At 67.5% G+C, this 18,605-nt stretch carries 20 protein-coding genes and 1 pseudogene; 7 read left to right on the top strand and 14 right to left on the bottom strand.

Features of this window, described 5'->3' with window-relative positions; genetic code table 11:
- Window positions 1-83: 83 nt before the first annotated feature.
- The 3 genes from ACPXCG_RS09065 to ACPXCG_RS09055 all read left to right on the top strand — a co-directional run bounded on the left by ACPXCG_RS09065 (window position 84) and on the right by ACPXCG_RS09055 (window position 2,490).
- Window positions 84-731: a TetR/AcrR family transcriptional regulator gene (locus tag ACPXCG_RS09065; protein ID WP_425791239.1), complete on the top strand. Its 648-nt coding sequence runs from the start codon at window positions 84-86 to the stop codon at window positions 729-731.
- A gap of 52 nt (window positions 732-783) precedes the next feature.
- The gene (locus tag ACPXCG_RS09060) at window positions 784-1,659 is read left to right on the top strand and encodes an SDR family NAD(P)-dependent oxidoreductase (RefSeq protein WP_425791237.1); all 876 of its coding nucleotides are present in this window, start codon (window positions 784-786) and stop codon (window positions 1,657-1,659) included.
- 120 nt (window positions 1,660-1,779) lie between these two features.
- Window positions 1,780-2,490, top strand: a complete 711-nt coding sequence (locus ACPXCG_RS09055) for a DUF427 domain-containing protein (protein ID WP_425791235.1) — start codon at window positions 1,780-1,782, stop codon at window positions 2,488-2,490.
- 6 nt (window positions 2,491-2,496) lie between these two features.
- Here ACPXCG_RS09055 and ACPXCG_RS09050 read toward each other — a convergent pair whose 3' ends face one another.
- The 10 genes from ACPXCG_RS09050 to ACPXCG_RS09005 all read right to left on the bottom strand — a co-directional run bounded on the left by ACPXCG_RS09050 (window position 2,497) and on the right by ACPXCG_RS09005 (window position 11,338).
- Window positions 2,497-3,381 carry an acyl-CoA thioesterase gene (locus tag ACPXCG_RS09050; RefSeq protein WP_425791233.1) on the bottom strand — a complete coding sequence of 295 codons (885 nt, stop codon included), beginning with the start codon at window positions 3,379-3,381 and terminating at the stop codon, window positions 2,497-2,499.
- A 37-nt stretch (window positions 3,382-3,418) separates the two neighbouring features.
- The gene (locus ACPXCG_RS09045) at window positions 3,419-3,604 is read right to left on the bottom strand and encodes a hypothetical protein (protein WP_425791231.1); all 186 of its coding nucleotides are present in this window, start codon (window positions 3,602-3,604) and stop codon (window positions 3,419-3,421) included.
- 41 nt (window positions 3,605-3,645) lie between these two features.
- Complete coding sequence (locus ACPXCG_RS09040; RefSeq protein WP_425791229.1) at window positions 3,646-4,602, bottom strand: alpha/beta hydrolase; 957 nt, start codon at window positions 4,600-4,602, stop codon at window positions 3,646-3,648.
- A 176-nt stretch (window positions 4,603-4,778) separates the two neighbouring features.
- Window positions 4,779-5,759, bottom strand: a complete 981-nt coding sequence (locus tag ACPXCG_RS09035) for an arabinofuranosidase (protein ID WP_425791227.1) — start codon at window positions 5,757-5,759, stop codon at window positions 4,779-4,781.
- Window positions 5,760-5,864: 105 nt separating this feature from the next.
- Window positions 5,865-7,529 carry an ABC-F family ATP-binding cassette domain-containing protein gene (locus tag ACPXCG_RS09030; RefSeq protein ID WP_425791225.1) on the bottom strand — a complete coding sequence of 555 codons (1,665 nt, stop codon included), beginning with the start codon at window positions 7,527-7,529 and terminating at the stop codon, window positions 5,865-5,867.
- Between the two features lie 87 nt (window positions 7,530-7,616).
- Complete coding sequence (locus ACPXCG_RS09025) at window positions 7,617-7,931, bottom strand: hypothetical protein (protein ID WP_425791223.1); 315 nt, start codon at window positions 7,929-7,931, stop codon at window positions 7,617-7,619.
- Window positions 7,932-7,955: 24 nt separating this feature from the next.
- Window positions 7,956-8,447 carry a peptide-methionine (S)-S-oxide reductase gene (locus ACPXCG_RS09020; protein ID WP_425791221.1) on the bottom strand — a complete coding sequence of 164 codons (492 nt, stop codon included), beginning with the start codon at window positions 8,445-8,447 and terminating at the stop codon, window positions 7,956-7,958.
- 43 nt (window positions 8,448-8,490) lie between these two features.
- On the bottom strand, window positions 8,491-9,570 hold the full coding sequence (ychF, locus tag ACPXCG_RS09015) for a redox-regulated ATPase YchF (protein ID WP_425791219.1): 1,080 nt from the start codon (window positions 9,568-9,570) through the stop codon (window positions 8,491-8,493).
- A gap of 122 nt (window positions 9,571-9,692) precedes the next feature.
- Complete coding sequence (locus ACPXCG_RS09010; RefSeq protein ID WP_425792083.1) at window positions 9,693-10,913, bottom strand: AI-2E family transporter; 1,221 nt, start codon at window positions 10,911-10,913, stop codon at window positions 9,693-9,695.
- A gap of 98 nt (window positions 10,914-11,011) precedes the next feature.
- The gene (locus ACPXCG_RS09005; RefSeq protein ID WP_425791217.1) at window positions 11,012-11,338 is read right to left on the bottom strand and encodes a hypothetical protein; all 327 of its coding nucleotides are present in this window, start codon (window positions 11,336-11,338) and stop codon (window positions 11,012-11,014) included.
- A gap of 118 nt (window positions 11,339-11,456) precedes the next feature.
- On the opposite strand from ACPXCG_RS09005, the gene ACPXCG_RS09000 reads away from it, so the two are divergent.
- The 4 genes from ACPXCG_RS09000 to ACPXCG_RS08985 are packed head-to-tail and all read left to right on the top strand — an operon-like array spanning window position 11,457 to window position 15,998.
- The gene (locus ACPXCG_RS09000; protein ID WP_425791215.1) at window positions 11,457-13,124 is read left to right on the top strand and encodes a DNA-3-methyladenine glycosylase 2 family protein; all 1,668 of its coding nucleotides are present in this window, start codon (window positions 11,457-11,459) and stop codon (window positions 13,122-13,124) included.
- Window positions 13,121-13,684 (top strand): methylated-DNA--[protein]-cysteine S-methyltransferase, encoded by a 564-nt coding sequence (locus ACPXCG_RS08995; RefSeq protein ID WP_425791213.1) that lies wholly within the window; start codon window positions 13,121-13,123, stop codon window positions 13,682-13,684. The genes ACPXCG_RS09000 and ACPXCG_RS08995 overlap by 4 nt, the downstream gene beginning before the upstream one ends.
- Window positions 13,685-13,741: 57 nt before the next feature.
- The gene (locus tag ACPXCG_RS08990) at window positions 13,742-14,947 is read left to right on the top strand and encodes a DNA recombination protein RmuC (RefSeq protein ID WP_425791211.1); all 1,206 of its coding nucleotides are present in this window, start codon (window positions 13,742-13,744) and stop codon (window positions 14,945-14,947) included.
- 34 nt (window positions 14,948-14,981) lie between these two features.
- Window positions 14,982-15,998: a DUF6542 domain-containing protein gene (locus ACPXCG_RS08985; protein WP_425791209.1), complete on the top strand. Its 1,017-nt coding sequence runs from the start codon at window positions 14,982-14,984 to the stop codon at window positions 15,996-15,998.
- Between the two features lie 11 nt (window positions 15,999-16,009).
- Here ACPXCG_RS08985 and ACPXCG_RS08980 read toward each other — a convergent pair whose 3' ends face one another.
- The 4 genes and pseudogenes from ACPXCG_RS08980 to ACPXCG_RS08965 all read right to left on the bottom strand — a co-directional run.
- The gene (locus ACPXCG_RS08980; RefSeq protein WP_425791207.1) at window positions 16,010-16,576 is read right to left on the bottom strand and encodes a nucleosidase; all 567 of its coding nucleotides are present in this window, start codon (window positions 16,574-16,576) and stop codon (window positions 16,010-16,012) included.
- Window positions 16,577-16,591: 15 nt separating this feature from the next.
- Window positions 16,592-17,359: a fructosamine kinase family protein gene (locus ACPXCG_RS08975; RefSeq protein ID WP_425791205.1), complete on the bottom strand. Its 768-nt coding sequence runs from the start codon at window positions 17,357-17,359 to the stop codon at window positions 16,592-16,594.
- Window positions 17,356-18,291 carry an SDR family oxidoreductase gene (locus ACPXCG_RS08970; protein WP_425791203.1) on the bottom strand — a complete coding sequence of 312 codons (936 nt, stop codon included), beginning with the start codon at window positions 18,289-18,291 and terminating at the stop codon, window positions 17,356-17,358. Before ACPXCG_RS08970 ends, ACPXCG_RS08975 begins: the two co-directional genes overlap by 4 nt.
- 59 nt (window positions 18,292-18,350) lie before the next feature.
- Window positions 18,351-18,605, bottom strand: a pseudogene (locus tag ACPXCG_RS08965) (cell wall hydrolase); the annotation flags it as partial.

The raw sequence follows: 18,605 nt of genomic DNA, 5'->3' as shown, positions 1-18,605 counted from the left end.
TGCCCGATTAATGGGCACTGGCATGTATCATTACTACTCGTGGGCTACGTCACAGCGCAAGAGGCCATTTCGGGGAGTCCGTCGTGAGCGGGACGCCGCCCCCCGCTCCGATCAAGGCCGGCCGCCCCACGCGTGCGCAGGCCGAAGCCCGCCGGGAACAGCTCTTGGACGTCGCTCTGGATCTCTTCCTCGAGCACGGTTTCGAGCAGGCGACGATCGAGATGATCGCCGCCCATGTCGGTATGAACAGGCGGACGGTCTACGCCCGGTATGCGGACAAGGCCACGCTCTTCCGCGCTGCCGTGCAACGAGCGATCGACCGCCAGGTCGTTTCACCAGAAGTGCTCGCCGACCTCGACACAGGCGATCTCGCGCAGACGCTGGAGGCCGTCGCCCGCCTGCGTGTCAGTCAGGTCATGACCCGCGATGGCGTCCGCCTGCAACGCATCATCAACACCGAGAGCTATCGCTTCCCGGACATCCTGTCGTCGAACTACCTCCAGAGCACCAAACCCGTGATCGACTTTGTGGCCGGACTTTTCGACCGTGGCGTCGCGACCGGGACCCTGGCACCGACCGACACCGCACTCGCCGCTCAGACGTTCATGAGCATGGTCGTCGGCGGCTGGGTCCGCAGGATCGTCATCGGCCGCGAGCCCACACCGGAAGAGTTCGACGCGCGGGTGCACTTCACCGTCGGTCTGCTGCTCAACGGACTCCTGCCCCGCTGAGCCCTTCCCCTGCATCGAGAAGACCCGAACCACCGAAGACAGTGAGGTTTCCGTGCGACCCGATACGAGTAGACCCGTCGCCGTCGTCACCGGCGCCAGCTCCGGGATCGGCAGATCGACGGCCCGCAAGCTGGTGGGGCTGGGCTGGCACGTGATCGGCGTCGGCCGCGATCCCGTCCGCAGTGCCGCCGCCGAAGCCGAGATCACGGCCTCTGCGCGAGACGGGAGCGGCTTCATCATGCTGCGCGGCGATTTCACCGTGATGTCCGACGTCACGCGAGTTGCTGACGAGATCGCCGAATCGACCTCCGGGATCGACGTGCTGATCAACAACGCCGGGGGCATCCGCGACCGGTTGATCGTCACCGCCGAGGGGACCGAGGCGACCTTCGCCGCCAACCACCTCGCCCCGTTCCTGCTGACCCGGGAACTCATGCCTCAGCTCCGCACACGCGCCGCCGAGGTGCCAGCGAGCTCGGTCCGGGTGTTGGCGGTGTCCTCCACCGCCCATCGCAGCAGCCGCGGACTCGACTGGACCGATCTCCAGGGCCTGCACAAGGCCCGATACGGCTCCCACTACCTCGACGCGAAGCTGGCGAATCTCCTTTTTACGAGGGAATTGGCGCGGCGCGCGGCGCCCGACGGGATCGTCGCCCAGGCCATGCACCCCGGCGTGGTCGCCAGCAACTTCGCATCCCACGCCGATGAGGTGATGCAAGCGCATATGGCCGCCGCCGACACCGTGTCCCCCGACGAGCCTGCCGACACGCTCGTCTGGCTCGCCACTGCGTCCGAAGGCGGCCGCCACGGTGGGCGCTACTTCCATCGGATGGCAGAGGAGACTCCCGGCGGGGCCGCCGTCGACGACACTGCCGCTGCCCGCCTCTGGGAGGAAAGCGAGAAGTTGCTCGCCTCGCTCGGGTATTGACGGGGTCTCCATGGGTACCCTTGGTGGCAATCCGTCCTGTAGTCCTTCTGGAGGTCGAACAACAATGAGGCATAACAGCATCCGAGCCGGAGTCGCCCGCCGCGGGTCGGGCGTGACTCGATGAGTCTCGTCGCGGGACACGGCCCCCTCAGCGGACATCCGGCCGGTTGGTTCTCCGGTGCACTTCCGGCGGATCTGGTGTTCGTCGAGCCCCATCCGCGCCGCATCCAGGCGATCCGCGACGGCCAGACGATCCTCGACACCGAACGTGCGGTGATGGTGCACCGGCCCGGCCAGTTCCTCAGCTACGCGTTTCCGGCCGACGAGGTCGGGGACCTGCCCACCGAACCGGAGTCGGAAGCACCGGGGTTTGTGCACGTGCCCTGGGACGCCGTCGACGAGTGGTACGAGGAGGGCCGCAAGCTCGTCTGGTACCCGCCGAATCCCTATCACCGTGTCGACTGCCGCCCGACCACAAGGGGCCTGCGCGTCGACGTCGCCGGCGCGACCCTCGTCGACACCACGGACACCGTCATCGTGTTCGAGACCGCGCTGGACCCGGTGCTCTACGTCGCGCCCCGACATGTGCGCACCGACCTGCTGCGTCCCGGTGACCTGACGACATATTGCAACTACAAGGGCAACGCCACCTACTGGACTGCGGTGATCGGCGACACCATCGTCGAGAACGTCGCCTGGAGCTACGAGGATGTGCTGCCGGAAAGCACTGTCATCGGTGGATATCTCAGCTTCGACCCCGCCAAGGCCGATGTGCTCGCCGAACTTCCCGCGCGTGCCCCGGGATCCGCGGATTGCGGCTGCGAGATCTAGGCCCTACTACAGTCGGGCGCGCGACTCCACCGCTGAATCGGATGTGCGCAACGGCCGGATGAGTCCGTCCTGGACGAAGGACGCCAAGAGCGCACCGTCTTCGGTGTGCACGGTGCCGCGCACGTACGACATGCCCGCGCCGACCTGCGTGCTCTCATGGGAATAGAGAATCCAACCGTCCCACCGGACCGGCTCGTGAAAGCTGATCGCGATGGTCATCGGTGCGGTGGAGACGGTGAGATGCGCTTGGCTGGTACCGATCCCGGCGTGCGCCCGCATCGTGGTCGAGATACCGAGATGGCCGGTGAAGTGCGCCAGCAGCGCCTTGGCCAGGTCGTCGCGTTGTGGGACCGGATCGTATTTCAGCCAGGCGTACAACTCGGGTGGGCCCACCTCGTCCGGACTGTTGACCTCGTGGACGTCGATCAGGCGGACGTCGCGGCCCGGCAACGGCATTCGTGCAGCAAAGGCCTGGTCGGGCCCTGCGACCGCCGGACGTGGGAGGTGGTGGGCGATCAGGTCTTCGGTCGGGACGTCGGCGAGGACGGTGATCGTGACGCATCGCTTGCCGTTCTGCGAGGCCGCGACGACGGCGGTCGCGACGGACCGCCCCTCGTGGACGACGTCGACGTCGAGCTCCACCGCCGGGCCGACCGTGACCGCCCGCGCGAACACGGCCTGCGCCGACCGGATCGACTTGTCCGGGAACCGCTTGGCGACAGCCACGATCGCTTGCGCGAGCACCTGCGTGCCCTCCACGACCACGCGGCCTTCTTCGCCCTCGATCCCGGTCGCGCCGATGAATCGATCCGGTCCGCCGGGCTCGACGTCGAACAGGTCGAGCAGCACGTCGAGCGACCAGGCTGTCTGGGCTGTCTCGTTCTGTGTCAAATCCGATCGTTCTCCCACTCGAGGATCAAATGACGACTCACTCCCGGTTCACCGCGACCGCGGCGATGATCACGCCCACGAAGGCATCGGCGTCGAGGGCGTCGTTCTCCCTGAGGTCGATCGCCCGCCGCGTCCCCCATCGAGGCTCGAGTTGAACCGGTTCTGCCCGCATGATCAGTGACCACACCTCGGAGACCCTGGTTTCGCGCCAATCGTTGCCCATGCGGACACGGTAGCCCCGACCGCCGGGATCCAGATTGCCGATCACAGAGCCGGCGAGATCGCATTCCACATGCGGGGCAAGTCCTTCGCCCAGTAGTACCAGTGGTGGGTCCCGACGACCTGCAGGGCATCGGTGAACGGTAGTCCCGCACCGCGTAGCTCCCCGGCGAATCGCTGCGAGCAGTTACTCGTGGCGATCTCGAACGTCGCCGATGCGGCGAGGACGACCTGGTAAAGACCCTCCTCCGGCGTCACCTGGCGCTTGATGTCCGCGGGTCCGAGCCGACCGGCCCCCGAGTACAGATACAGCTTCTTGCCACGGAGTCGGTCGAGCCGCAGAGCAGGATCGTGTTCGCGCCAGCCGGCCGAACCGACGGGCCCCCACATGTTGTCGGCGTTCGCACCGCCGCGAGCGAGGGTCGCCCGCACGTACGCCTCGCCCTCCGGCGAGGAGACCGGTGGACACCCGCTGAGCGAGGCGACCGCCCGGTAGAGCGTCGGGGCCCGCGACGCGAGCGTGTAGGCCGCCTGTCCACCCATCGAGACACCGGCGATGCCCCGTGACCCGTCCGAGTCGAACCGGGCATCGATGAGCGGCGGCAGTTCCTTGGTCAGAAAGGTCTCCCACATGGGCTTGCCCACGGTCGGGTCGCGGCGCTCCCAATCCGTGTAGAAGGTCCCGTATGCGCCGGTCGGCAGTACGACGGTCACGTCCTTGTCGGCGAAGAACTTCTCGACGTTGCCCGCCTCGAGCCAGCCGCTGCTATCGCCACGGGCACCGGCGCCGTCGAGCATGTAGAGCGTCGGCCGCGGGCCGGTCTTGTGACGCGGCGTGAGGACGAACACCTTGACCTTCTTGTCCATCGCCGCCGAGTACACCCACACACCGGCGCGGGTGGCGGTCTCCTGCGCGACCGAGAGGATGCGCGCCTCCCGGGGCGCAGCTTCCGCAGTCCCGCAGACGCCCAAGCACAGCGCGCTCAGGCACACGACACTCATCGCTCGCCACACCGATCGAACCACTCTCGTCCCCCGCATCCGCGCTGCGCGCGAATCATCTGCCCCCGGGATGGTCGAGAGGTCAGAGACCGCGACGAACCACCCGCCGTAGAAAACCTGAGCCTAGTCGCCCGAAGGACTGCTGTCAGGGATTCACGACACTTCGGGACTCGCCGTCAGGCCGCCTCACGCATCACGCCGACGTGCCGGACCGCCCCGGAAATACCCGGAAGCTGCTTCACCGGCGTCCAGGTGCGCAACCCGTTCGTGCTGTCTGAGTACAGCTGCTTGCCCCTGGTGTAGGCATCGAGGTACATCCGCCAGGCGCCGCTCGGCAACTGGACCACGGCCGGGCCTTCCACGTACGTTCCCCAATTCCCGGGCGGGACGAACCGATAGGGCCCGATCAGCGACGACGCGACAGCATGCTGGATGACCTTCTTCGTCTCGTTCTTGGTGAACGCGTGATAGGTCGCTCCCACCTTGACCACGGTGGTATCAATGTGGTCCGCGCCGATCCCGGCGAGCGGAACCGGCGGGCTCCACAACCGGAGCGACGGCTCGAGGGCCGTCATCAGGTACGGCACAAAACCGCCACCGGTCGACATCGACAGGATGACGTTGATTCGGCCACCCTCCACGAACCATTCGGGCGCCCAGGACTTGGTGGTGAACGGAGACAAGGACGGACCGTCGCTGGAGCCGGCCGACCCGGACGAGCCGGGCCCGCTCGACGACCCGAAACCTCTGCCGTCGCCCGTTCCTGGCAGCAGTGCGCAGCAGAACGGTGTCGGATAATTGTGCAGGAACGTCCAGTTGACGCGATCACGGCTGCGCGCGAACCCGATGTTCGCGCCGTCCGCCGTCGTGTAGGTGATGTAGTACCACCCGTCGGTGTTCCGGAAGATGCTCGCGTCGCGCACACGCCCTGACGGTGGTCGATACGCCGACTTTCGGAGGAGCTGGAATCGCGTGCCGTCCCCGGACCCGTAGACATCCATGTCGCGGTCGGTGGCGCTGCTGAACGCCACCATCGTGTACCGCCAGCCGGTTGTCGGTGCAGCGCTGGAGACCCCCGGAGCCGAGACGAGCAGACCCGCGACCACCGCCAGCACCGCCGATACCGCGACAAAGGTCGCTTTTCTGGTAAGGATCACCGATGCAGTATCGACGGCGACCAGCACAATCTGCACAGCTTTGGCCACAGCCGCCCGAAATTGTTACTGGTGAGGCCAGTGCGTTACGCCCAGGCGCTCTTCCGCTCACTGCTCGGTGACGCGGCCACCGTCCACCTGCCATACGCGATCGAGGCGCACGTTCGCCAGCATGCGGCGGTCGTGGGTCACCAGCAGGACAGCGCCGTCGTAGGAATGCAATGCGGACTCGAGTTGCTCGATGGCGGCGAGGTCGAGGTGGTTGGTGGGTTCGTCGAGTACCAGGACGTTGGTCCCCCGCGCCTGCAACAGGGCCAGCGCGGCGCGGGTGCGCTCCCCGGGCGACAGTTCGGCGACCGCACGGTCGACGTGATCGGCGCGGAGCCCGAACTTCGCGAGAAGCGTACGCGCCTCAGCCGTCGTGAAGTCGGGGACGAGTTCCTCGAATCGCTCGGCGAGTGGCGACGGTCCAGCGAATTCGCCACGCGTCTGGTCGATTTCGCCGATTGCGACGTTCGCGCCCAATTGCGCCGTCCCGGCTTCGGGTGTGATCCGGCCGAGGATCAGCCGCAACAGCGTCGACTTCCCGGCGCCGTTGGGGCCGGTGATACCGATCCGATCGCCCGCGTTCACCTGCAGTGATACCGGACCGAGAACGAAACCTCCTTGCCGCACAACGGCATTGTTGAGAGTCGACACGACTGAGCTCGAACGCGGCGCGGCGCCGATCGTGAACTCCAGCACCCACTCCTTGCGTGGTTCGACGACCTCGTCCAGACGCGCGATCCGACTTTCCATCTGGCGGACCTTCTGCGCCTGCTTCTCGCTGGACTCGGTGGCGGCGCGCCGACGGACCTTGTCGTTGTCCGGTGCCTTCCGCATCGCATTGCGGACACCCTGACTCGACCATTCACGTTGGGTTCTCGCCCGAGCCACCAGGTCGGCCTTCTTCTCGGCGAACTCCTCGTATTCCGCGCGCCTGTGCCGGCGTGCGACTTCACGTTCCTGCAAGTAGCTGTCGTAACCGCCGCCGAAGAGCGTGTTGGTGTGTTGCGCGAGATCGAGTTCGAGAACTCCGGTGACGCTGCGGGACAAGAACTCCCGGTCGTGGCTGACCAGCACCACACCGCCCCGCATGGCGTTGACGACGCCTTCCAGCCGATCGAGCCCGTCGAGGTCGAGGTCGTTGGTCGGCTCGTCGAGCAACACCACGTCGAACCGCGAACACAGCAACGCGGCCAATCCCACCCGTGCGGCCTGCCCGCCGGAGAGATCGGTCATCAACGCCGATCCCGACGCCACCACACCGCTGTCCAGGCCCAAATCGGCGAGGACTTCGGGCAGCCGCTCGTCGAGGTCGGCGGCACCGGTCGCCAGCCAGTGGTCGAGTGCCGCGGCGTAGACATCGGCCGGATCGTGGGGGCCGGTCGCGCCCGAGGGGTCGGCGAGGGCGCTCGCGGCCGCGTCCATGGCCTCGGTCGCCGCAGAACAGCCGGTGCGACGGGCGATATACTGTCCGACCGTCTCGCCGGGAACGCGGGCGTGCTCCTGCGGCAGCCATCCGACGAACGCGTCGGCCGGAGCGCGTGTCACCCTACCGTCGAGCGGCGCCAGGTCACCCGCGAGCACCCGCAGCAGCGTGGTCTTGCCCGACCCGTTGGCCCCGACGACACCGATCACGTCACCCGGCGCAACCGTGAGATCGAGATGATCGAACAGAACGCGGTGCGCATACCCGCCGGCGATGTCCTTGGCGACGAGTGTTGCGGTCATGAGGAGATGATCGCACCTCGGTCGGGAGCGGGGTCCGACGCGTTCACCCTGCGCCGCCACCTGGACCGCCATGAGAAACCTGCAAGCTCACCGTGCTGAGCCACACGCCCCGCCGGCCGCATGCACGCTGAACCGCTCCGCGAAGCGAGCGGTGAAGAGATCCAAGCCTTTCCGCTCGATCACATCGTTCAGAGACGGCGTCACCGCACCACTCTCGGGATGCGGGATCCGGCCGACGCCACCTCGGGCACCCAGCGGCAAGAGGACCCGCGGGACCGCCGCCGGTTCGTACGCCGACCCGGGCCGCTCACCACACAGCTGCGCCCGCATGTTCTCGACAACCAGCGCAGAGTTCACCCAGAACTCGACCGTGATCCGCAGCCGATCAACATCAGCTTCCAACTGGGGGCACGTGATCTTCAGGCTTCAGCTGCGGTACTTGGTCAGCAACCCGTCAGGGATGTGGCAGGAGTCCTCAGGGAAACGTGCGAGCCGATGCTGATGTTCGTCGGCACTTCGCACATAGTTGGCGAGCGGCAGCACTTCGACAGCGACGCGATCGGCGTCGTCTCTCGCGGCGATGAAATCTCGCGCCTGTTCGAGGTGCGTCGGCCTGTCGGAGTACACGCCGGTGCGATATTTCTCGCCGACGTCCGGCCCCTGCCTGTTCACGCTGTACGGGTCGATGATCTCAAAGACGTAGGCCATCAGGTGCTCGACGCTCACGACGGTCGGATCGAATCGGGTCCGCACGCATTCGGCATACCCGTCGTAGTCACTGTCGACGGACTGGCTGGTGCCGTTGGCCCTGCCGGCCTCGGTGAACGTCACCCCTGGCAACGTCGCGATGAACGCCTGCACGCCCCAGAGGCAGCCGCCCGCGAAGTAGACATCTTCGGTCTCGCGCTCCACATCCACGTGGGCGATGGTACGGGCCACTCGCGGAGGGGCATCGCCCCGATCAGACGTTGAAGCGGAACTCGACCACGTCGCCGTCCTGCATGACGTAGTCCTTGCCCTCCATGCGCACCTTGCCCGCGGCCTTCGCGGCGGCCATCGTGCCCGCGGTGTCGAGGTCGTCGAAGGAGACGATCTCGGCCTTGATGAAGCCCTTCTCGAAGTCGGTGTGGATCACGCCGGCGGCCTTGGGTGCGGTGTCGCCGCGATGGATGGTCCAGGCCCGCGACTCCTTGGGCCCCGCGGTCAGATAGGTCTGCAGCCCGAGCGTGTGGAAGCCGGCCCGGGCGAGTGACCGCAGTCCGGGCTCGGTCTGACCGATGGAGTCGAGGAGTTCCTGCGCGTCCTCCTCGTCGAGTTCGAGGAGTTCGCTCTCCACCTTCGCGTCGAGGAAGACGGCGTCGGCAGGCGCGATGGAATCGCGGAGTTCCTGCTTCCGCGCGTCGTCGGTCAGCACCGACTCGTCGGCATTGAAGACGTAGAGGAACGGCTTGGCGGTCATCAGGTGGAGTTCACGAACCGCCGAGAGGTCGAATGAGTCCTTCTGGGAGAACAGCGTTTTGCCCTCGTTCAGGAGCTCCTGCGCTTTCTGCGTGGCGGCGACGGTCTCAGCGAGATCCTTGTTCTTGCGGGCGTCCTTCTCCAGGCGCGGCAAGGCCTTCTCGATGGTCTGTAGATCGGCCAGGATCAGCTCGGTCTCGATGATCCCGATATCCGACACCGGATCCACCCGGCCGTCGACGTGCACCACGTCGTCGTCGGAAAAGACCCGGACCACCTGACAGATGGCGTCGGCCTCACGGATGTTTGCGAGGAACTGGTTGCCCATCCCCTCGCCCTCGGACGCGCCCTTGACGATGCCGGCGATGTCGACGAAGGAGACGGTCGCGGGCAGGATGCGTTCGCTGCTGAAGATCTCGGCCAGCCGGTCGAGGCGCTTGTCCGGCAGCTCGACGACACCGATGTTCGGCTCGATGGTCGCGAACGGGTAGTTGGCGGCCAGCACGTCGTTGCGGGTCAACGCGTTGAACAGGGTCGACTTACCGACGTTGGGAAGGCCGACGATTCCGAGGGTGAGACTCACGGGCGACCAGTCTATCCGCCGCGGGTCGTCGAGCGGCGGGCGCCGTCGGTGCTGTCGGCGAAAAAGCCGTTGCTGTCGGCGAAAAATCGGTTGCTGTCGGCGGGGTCGGGGTCAGGGGCGGGTCAGAATGGGGTGGCGGTGCCGGGATCGGCGGACGGGGCGTCGGGCGGCGGGTCGTCGTCGGGAACGCTCTTGTGGGCCGTCACCGGAGTGCCCTCGGGCGGTAGCGATTCCCCTGCGCGCAGTGCGATCTGCTCGTTCAGGTACCGCAACACCACCGCGATGGCCGCCGCGGCGGGCACGGCCAGGAACGCGCCGGTGATACCGAACAGTGTGCCGCCGAGGGTCACCGCGAGCAGCACGATCACCGCATGCAGATCCATCGACTTCGACTGCAGCCACGGCTGCAACACATTTCCCTCGAGCTGCTGGACGACCAGGATGATCCCCAGCACAATCAGCGCGGTGGTGAGGCCGTTCGACACCAGGGCGATCAGTACCGCGAGGGCGCCGGCGACGAACGCACCGACGATCGGGATGAACCCGCCGAGGAAGGTGATCACCACCAGCACCCCGGCCAGTGGCACCTGCAGGATGAACAGGCCGGCACCGATGAGGGTCGCATCGACAAAACTCACGATCGCCTGGGTCCGGATGAATCCGCCGAGGCTGCTCCACATCCGGGTGAGGACTTCGCCGACGTGCGTCCCGGACGGTTTGCCGACCGTGCGGTCGAGCCACGGGATGAACTTCGGCCCGTCTTTGAGGAAGAAGAAGACGAGGATGAGCGCGGTGAAGAGCGTGACGAGGATCGAGGTGGCGGTGCCCACCCCGCTGAACACGCCGGCCGCAATACTCGACGCGCTCGACTGCAGCTTGTCGGTGACCGTGTTGACGATGTTGTCGAGTTGCTCGTCTTTCACGTTGAGCGGCGGACCCTGAATCCAGTCCTGGAGTTTGTGCACGCCGTCCGTGGCCCGCGACGCCAGCTCAGGCGCCTGACGCACGATGGACGGCACGATCAGACTGATCACCCCGGCCAGCACCCCGACGCCGAGAACCATCATCACCAGCGATGCCGCCGCGGGCGGGACGCCACGCTTGCGCATCCAGCGGACCGGCGGCCAGAGCACCGTGCACACGATGATCGCGAACAGGATCGGCAACAGAACGACCCAGAACTTGCCGAGCAGCCAGAACAGGATCCACAGCGCCGCGACGACCAGCACGATCTGCAGGGCGACGATCGAACTCGCCTTCAGACCGGCGAGGACGACCCGAGCCCTGGTCGGATATCCGCGGTCGTCGGCGCCGGTGGGCGGACTGTCCGAGCTGTCCGGCACGCCCGATTCTTCTGTCACGCAGAGATCGTCACATACCGGCCACCCGTCTGGGCCGATCCGCGGGTGTGTCGGCCGATGTGCGCGTCACACCCTCAGCGTCAGCCCTGCTGGTGTCGCTTGATCCTGCGTTCGACGTAACGGACCAGCTCGTTGACCGCCTCGAGCTGCAAGACGAGCGGCGACAGCGGCTGCACCGTCGGCGACGTCGGGCTCGCTTCGGCCACCACCTCGGGCGCGACGTGGTGGTCGCGCGACGGGGGCGGCCCGGACGTATCCGCGCCCACTTGTTCCTGCTGCGCCGCGTTCTGGACGGTGTCGGGTCCGTACAGGCCCATCATGATCTCGAGTCCCCACGCCGGGAATTCCGCCAAGGGGAGTTCGTCGTGCCGACCTCGTTGTCGGGCACCGGTGAACGGTGTGTTCATGGGCTCATCGTGCCAGGAAATGTTATCTACGTCACCATTTTCTCCAATTCGACACGCCCGCGACGGCCGTGTCCGATTCCCGCCAGAATCCGTCTGCGATCGGTGTCAGAGTGGTCAGGTGACCACGACGATCCGCCTCCCCGACACCCTCGACTTCGATCGGTGCTATCGCGCCGTGTCGTCGCGGGACGCACGCTTCGACGGCCAGTTCTTTGTCGCCGTGCACACCACGGGGATCTACTGCCGGCCGTCGTGTCCCGCCTTGACGCCGCGTGCGCAGAACGTGCATTTCGTGCTGACCGCTGCGGCCGCACAACAGGAGGGGTATCGGGCCTGCCGTCGATGCGCGCCCGACGCGGTCCCCGGTTCCCCACGCTGGAACGCGGGAGCGGATCTGTCGTCGCGTGCCATGCGCCTGATCGCCGACGGTGTGGTGGAACGAGACGGCGTCGACGGCCTCGCCGCCCGCCTCGGCTACACGCCGCGGCATCTGAACCGGGTGCTGACGACCGAACTCGGCGTCGGTCCACTCGCGCTGGCCCGCGCACATCGCGCCGCCACGGCGCGGGTCCTCATCCAGTGCACGCCGATGCCCATGGCAGATGTCGCCTTCGCGGCCGGTTTCACCAGTGTGCGGCAGTTCAACGACACCATCCGGGAGGTCTTCGCCCTGACACCGAGTCGCCTGCGCAAGCTGCCGTCACCGACCGGGCGGTCGGGGCAGGGGGCCGTCGGAGAGGTGACGCTGCGACTCGCGCACCGGACGCCGCTGGACACCCGTTGGCTGCACTGGTTCCTTTCCGCGCATGCGATTCCGGGCGGCGAACTGGTGGACACCACCGCCGACGGCTCCTGGCGTTATCGCCGCACGATGCGACTCCCGCACGGCCCGGCCCTGGCCACCATCCAACCGGCGCCCGCACATATGACCGCGACCATCACCCATCTCGACATGCGCGATCTCGGCGTCGCGGTCAACCGCCTCCGACGGTTGCTCGATCTGGACGCCGACCCGGTCAGCACCGACATCGCACTGCGGACCGACCCATCGTTGGCGCCGCTCGTCGACGCCGCGCCGGGCCTGCGGGTCCCGGGGTCCGTGGACCCGACCGAGACCCTGATCCGGACGATGATCGGGCAACAGATCAGCGTGAAGGCCGCCCGGCATCACACCGCACGCCTGGTCGACATGCTCGGGCAGCCGGTCTCGTGGCAACCCGATCCGGACGCGGAACCATCGCCGGCCGCCGGTTGGACCTTGTTTCCGGACGCGGCGACGATTGCCGAACAGGGGCACCGCGTGCTGACCGGGCCCCGGCGCCGCATCGATGCCATCCTCGCCGTCGCGGTGGCCCTCGCCGAGGGCCACCTGGAACTGCATGCCGGGCGCACGACCGCCGAACTGCGCGCCGACTTGATCGAACTGCCGGGCATCGGGGCCTGGACCGCCGACTACGTGGCGATGCGGGTGACCGGCGAGCCGGACGTCCTGCTCGATCGCGACCTCGTCGTCGCGCGGGCCGCCACGGAACTGGGCATCGACCTCGCCGACGACGCGCCGGCGTGGTCGCCGTGGCGCTCGTACGCATCGATGCATCTGTGGCGTCACCGGTTGTCGGTGACCGAACCGATACTGACGGGACCGATCACGAACGAGCAGACGTCGACGCACCATTCCACGCGGGACCCGTCCTCACGATCGCGAACCACGCGAGTGGCGCAGACGCGATCGACCCCACCCACTCGTCGGCAGCAACTCGACGAACCTGCAGAAGGAGCACGATGACATCCACGATCGCGAACACGGTCTCGAACCCCGCGGCGACCGCCACCGCGGCCATCGCCACGGCCCGCTGGACGTCTGTCCCCACCCCCGACGGCACGTTCACCGTCGTCGCCGACGATGCCGATCGGGTCCTGGCCTCGGGCTGGACCGACGATCCCGAATACCTCGCCGCGCTGGTCCACCGGTCCATCCGCCCCGACCAGTTGCGACGCGACGGACTCGACGGTCTGCGCGACCGCATCGACGCGTACTACGCGGGCACCTTCGACGCTCTCGACGCCGTCGAGGTCGTCCAGCATTCGGGTCCGTTCCTCGAGCACGCGTGGTCGGTGCTGCGAACGGTGACACCCGGCGCTCCGGTGACCTATGCGGAGTTCGCCGAGCTCGCCGGCAACCCGACCGCCATCCGGGGCGCGGCGGCGGCATGTTCACGCAACGCGGCAGCGTTGTTCGTCCCCTGCCACCGGGTGTTGCGCAGCGACGGTTCGCTCGGTGGATTCCGGTACGGCCTCGAGGTGAAGCGGTCGCTGCTCGACCGTGAGGATCCCGCGGCCGCGTAGCGGTCGGGTCTGCCGGCGATCGCGGGTGCCGGTCCACTGTCGGACCCGTCGAGCACCATGACGCTCATGAACACCTCAGTGATCGTCGCCCTGATCGCCGGTTTGATCCTCGGCGGACTGGTCGGGTGGCTCGCGCACGCGTCGCGCGCCGCCGCCGGCTTGGCCGCGGCCCGCGCCGAACTGCACTCCGTGCGGGCCGCGCACGATCTCGCAGCACGCTCACTCTCGTCGGCGAGCGAGGATGCGGCGCGGCGCCAATCCTCGGCCATCGGCTCCCAGGTCTCACACATCGTCGACCCGCTCCGGGCCGTGCTCGGCCAGCTCTCCGAAGAGTTGCGCCGAACCGAACACCACCGGATCAGCGCATACTCGGGGCTCACCGAGCAGGTGCGGGGCATGCACGCCGTGTCGACGCAACTGACCGACCAGACCCGGCAGCTGGCCAACGCACTGCACACACCGCAGGTCCGCGGTCGTTGGGGCGAACTGCAACTCGAACGGGTCGTCGAGCTGGCCGGGATGACCCGGCACTGCGACTTCTCGACGCAGGTGTCCGCGGACGGGACGTCGGGAGCGGTTCGGCCGGACATGGTCGTCCACCTCGCGGGTGACCGGAACATCGTGGTGGACGCCAAGGTGCCGCTGCAGTCGTATCTTGCCGCGATCGAGGAACCCGACCCCGCGACTGCCGACCGACTGCTCGGTGACCATGCCCGCGCCGTCCGCGCCCACATCACGCAGCTGTCGTCGAAAGCGTATTGGTCTGCCTTCGACAACACCCCGGAGATGGTGGTGCTGTTCGTTCCGAGTGATCCAGTACTCGAGGCCGCGGTCCGAGCCGACGGAGATCTCATCGAATTCGGTTTCACCAAGAACGTAGTCCTGACCACGCCGTCCACACTCATCGCTCTGCTGCGCACCGTCGCACTCGGCTGGCGGCACGACGCGATGGCGCGCGATGCCGCTGTCATCCATCAACTCGGGACCGAACTGCACCACCGCCTCGGCGGCGTGCTCGGCCACCTCGACCGGCTGGGCGGATCGTTGCGCCGCGCCGTCGAATCCTTCAACTCGACGGTCGGTGCGGTGGATGCTCGCGTAGGCGTCACAGCTCGCAAACTGGCCGAATTGGACGCCCTCCAGGGTGAACCGCAGCACACTTCCGCCTCCCCCATCGACATCACCGTCCGCACTGCGGGAGGCATCCGGACCAGCGACGACACCTCCGACACGGGCCAATGGGCAACATCACCCGGCGGTTAACAGTTTTCCGGGGGTTAACCGGTACCGTCTAGATGTGTCTTCTGCCCCGCAACAGCGATCCGCAGTACCGCTGGATCAGCAATCCGTGCTGCCGACGGTCCGCGGCCTCCCCTGGTGGGGCGGCGTGCTGGTGGCCACCGTCATCACGGGTATCGGAGCGGCGATCGATGCGAACAACACCGACGCCCTCGGCGGCATCTTCAAGTTCTGCTATCTGGTCGGCTGTGTCACTGCGGCGCTCGCCGTGCGACGCCGCGCGTTGTTCACCGCCGCGGCCCAGCCGCCCCTCATCGCATTCCTCGTCGGTGTCATCACGCTCTACGGCCTCAACTCCGATCAGGCCTCGTCCGGCCTGAAGAGCCTCATCTTCAAGGTCCTGCTCCCGATCGCCAACGCCTTCCCCTGGATGCTGCTGACGTTCTTGGTGACCCTCGGTCTCGTGGTCGCGCGGTGGTACCTCACCCGCGACCGCCCCACCGGCATCGGTTTTCGGCGATCAAAGGGATCGTCGCCGAAGCCGAGCGCGGCCAAGAGCGCCGACCGCGGCCCACGCACCACCACCAAGCGCGCCGCTCGTCCGGCCCCGACCAAGGCGACAAAGGCTCGGCCAGCCGAATCCGGTGACCCGCGAAAGCCGGCGTCCGCCGCGCAGAAGTCGCGCCGACCGCGACCGGCCACCGACGGCTCGGCCGACAGTGCTGGTGTCGCCAAGGGTCAGAAGGTCGTCGATGCACCGACGACCCGCGCGGCCGCGCCCACCAAGCGCTCCGAGAGCGTCAAGCGGGTGCCTGCCGACCGGCCGCAGGCAACCAAACGTCGCTCGACGGCGGGCGCAGTGCAACGGGCCGAGGCCGGTGAGCTCATCGGCTCCGGCGAGGCGTCGATCGGCGAGACCATCGCACCGCCTGCCACCGAGGCCCGGCCGACCGCCGGTGCCGCGGCCCGACGGCGATCACCATCGTCAGCGGCCGATCACGCACGCTACGAATCGGCGACACCGCAGCCGTCGGCCTCGCGATATCCGTCGACCCGCGCGCGCAACCGAGGCTGACCGCAGCCACCTCACACCTGGGCGACTCTCTCGAACCAGTCGCCCAGTCGACGTGCCGCGTCGTCGACTAGTGATGGCCAATCCATCGCACCTTCGTCGGCGCCGTCGCTGACCACCTTCACCATTCGGCAGGGCACCCCGAACTCCGCGCTCACATGAGCGATCGCGCAACCCTCCATGTCCACCAGATCCGCTCGCGCGGCCAGCGTCGCGCGCCGCACCGGGTCGGCGACAAAGGTGTCCCCAGACGCCAGCACGGTCCCGTCCCCGTCGGGCATCTCCCACCGGTCGACGACCGGATATCCCATCGACCGCAGCTCGGTGCTGCTGATGTCGTGCTCGATGACAGTCGACGGCTGGAAGAGGCCCGAATGGTGGTCGTGGAGCGCGCCGGCGGTTCCCACGTTGACGATCTGACGGACCGGCGTAACGTCGCCGACTCCGGCCAGCACCCGGGTGAGGGCCGTTGCGGCGCGGACCTTGCCGATGCCGGTGATCAGTAGGCGGGTACCCGTCGGCACGTAGCGCGCCTCGGCACGGGTGGCGGCGACGACGAGCGTCGCAGGATCGATTGTCACTCAGTGAAACTATCGTCACCGCCCGGCGAGCGCGACGCAGGCCCGGGCCGCGCGTCCCAGCGCCGTCCCGTACGAGGGACCGTGGCCGGCGGCGTGCACTGCGAGCGGGTGCAGCTGGTGGAGGGCGACGCGATCCTCCCACCCGGGACGCAAAGGATGCTCCGCGTGGTAGCCCGCGACAATCTCCGTGAGCAGCGGACACCCGAACAGTGCGAGCATCGCCAGGTCCGTTTCGCGGTGTCCGCCGTGCGCGGCCGGGTCGATGAGCACCACTCCCCGCTCGGTCCACAACACGTTTCCGGTCCACAGGTCGCCGTGTAGCCGTGCGGGTGGGTCGTCGTCGTCGAAGGCACCGCCCGCGACGAGAGCGCATGCCTCGCGGGCCGCCTCCGCGTCCTCGGGCTCGAGATGCCCCGCGTCGATCGCAGGCGGGAGATACGGCAGCACCCTCTCTTCGGCGTAGAACTCGCCCCAGCGCTCGTGCGTGCGAGTACTCAGTGGACGCTCGCCGATGAACTGTCTGCCGTCATAGCCGTCGGGCGGGCTGCCGAACTCGGCGGCACCTGCATCGTGCATCCGGGCCAGCGCCCCGCCGAAGTCCCGCGCGTGCGAGGCAGTGGGACGCGTCGACGTCAGGTGCGCCAACTCGATGAAATCGTCCCCGACGTCGACCACCTCGACCACCGGGCCGCCGCCGTCGCGCAGCCAGCGAAGTCCCGCGGCCTCGGCACGAAAGAAGTCCGGATCGACGTCACGGCGATCCTTGCGGAAACCACGGGTCATGTGGACGATACGTCGGTGCCGTTCTGCGCGGCTGCCTTGCGTTCCAGCGACCGGGCGCTGACCCGCGCCAGGTGATCGAACTGGTCGTTGGCCACCCGCATCAGGATCTCGTAGGGCAGTGCGAACTTCCGCGCCCACCAATACCCGAAGCGGATGTCGAACGAGGTGTAGACGAGGAAGTGGTTCTTCCGAATCCCTTTGAGGATTGCCGCGGCAGCCGTTTCGGGCGTCACGGCGACCTTGTGGAAACGCGCGATCTGCGACTTGATCCGCGGATCGTCGCGGTTGATGCCGGCGATCTCCACACTGTCGACCAGCGGTGTGTCGACCCCGCCGGGGCACACCAGCGACACTCCGATGCCGTGGCGCCGCAGATCGAATCGGAGGACTTCCGACACACCGCGCAGCCCGAATTTGCTCGCGCTGTAGGCCGCGTGCCACGGCAGCGCCAACAACCCCGCTGCCGACGACACATTCACCAGATGACCGCCCTTGCCACGTCGGATCATCTGCGGCACAAAGCATTCGATGACGTGGATGGGGCCCATCAGATTCACGTCCACCATGGTGCGCCAGTGCCGGTGTTCGAGGTTCTCGACGGTCCCCCACGCCGACACACCAGCGATGTTCATGACGACATCGGCCACGCCGACCTCGGCATCCACCTGATTGGCGAACGAGCGGACCCAGTCGTAATCCGAGATGTCCCCGGCCTGGTGGTAGACAACCGTGCCGCCCGCGTCGTTGATCTCCCGCACCACCGCGTCGAGTGGATCGGCATGCAAGTCCGTCAACACCAGCCGGGCACCATTCCTGGCCGCGGCGATCGCCGTTGCCCGGCCGATCCCGCTCGCGGCACCGGTGATCAGCACGATGCGGTCACGCAGCGTGGGCACCGGTGTCGACATGACGATCAGATCCTTGAGCCCCATGACACCACCCTAGGCGCTGCATCCCGCACCGACGACGGCCTTGGCCGAGCCGAGCACCGTCATCCGACGGGCAACTTGCCGCCGAACAACCCGTAGACCACCGTCAACATCGCCTTGAGCACCTGCGCCGAGACGTCCTGCCCCTGACCGAGGAGCAACTGGGTGATCGCCTTCGGGTCGTCGGTGCCCAGCAGTTGCTGGACGAACGGGATGACCGTGGCGAGACCGTCGTCCTCGCCGTCGGGAGTCGACGGTGTCGTCGAGTTGGGCGCCGCGTTCGGCGTCGTCGACTTGGGTGCCGCAGAGTTGGGCGC

The sequence above is a fragment of the Gordonia sp. DT218 genome (assembly GCF_049847105.1).
In the GTDB taxonomy this organism is placed as follows: domain Bacteria; phylum Actinomycetota; class Actinomycetes; order Mycobacteriales; family Mycobacteriaceae; genus Gordonia.
The sequence above is the reverse complement of the archived record's forward strand: the minus strand, read 5'-3'. Positions and strand labels throughout refer to the sequence as shown.

Excerpts from the sequence above, each read along its gene's own strand:
- ACPXCG_RS09030 (WP_425791225.1), bottom strand. The coding sequence starts at position 7,529 with ATGACCGCAACACTCGTCGCCAAGGACATCGCCGGCGGGTATGCGCAC.
- ACPXCG_RS09040 (WP_425791229.1), bottom strand. The coding sequence starts at position 4,602 with ATGAGTGTCGTGTGCCTGAGCGCGCTGTGCTTGGGCGTCTGCGGGACT.
- ACPXCG_RS08995 (WP_425791213.1), top strand. The coding sequence starts at position 13,121 with ATGACATCCACGATCGCGAACACGGTCTCGAACCCCGCGGCGACCGCC.
- ACPXCG_RS09005 (WP_425791217.1), bottom strand. The coding sequence starts at position 11,338 with ATGAACACACCGTTCACCGGTGCCCGACAACGAGGTCGGCACGACGAA.
- ACPXCG_RS09045 (WP_425791231.1), bottom strand. The coding sequence starts at position 3,604 with ATGGGCAACGATTGGCGCGAAACCAGGGTCTCCGAGGTGTGGTCACTG.
- ACPXCG_RS09055 (WP_425791235.1), top strand. The coding sequence starts at position 1,780 with ATGAGTCTCGTCGCGGGACACGGCCCCCTCAGCGGACATCCGGCCGGT.
- ACPXCG_RS08970 (WP_425791203.1), bottom strand. The coding sequence starts at position 18,291 with ATGGGGCTCAAGGATCTGATCGTCATGTCGACACCGGTGCCCACGCTG.
- ACPXCG_RS08975 (WP_425791205.1), bottom strand. The coding sequence starts at position 17,359 with ATGACCCGTGGTTTCCGCAAGGATCGCCGTGACGTCGATCCGGACTTC.
- ACPXCG_RS08990 (WP_425791211.1), top strand. The coding sequence starts at position 13,742 with ATGACGCTCATGAACACCTCAGTGATCGTCGCCCTGATCGCCGGTTTG.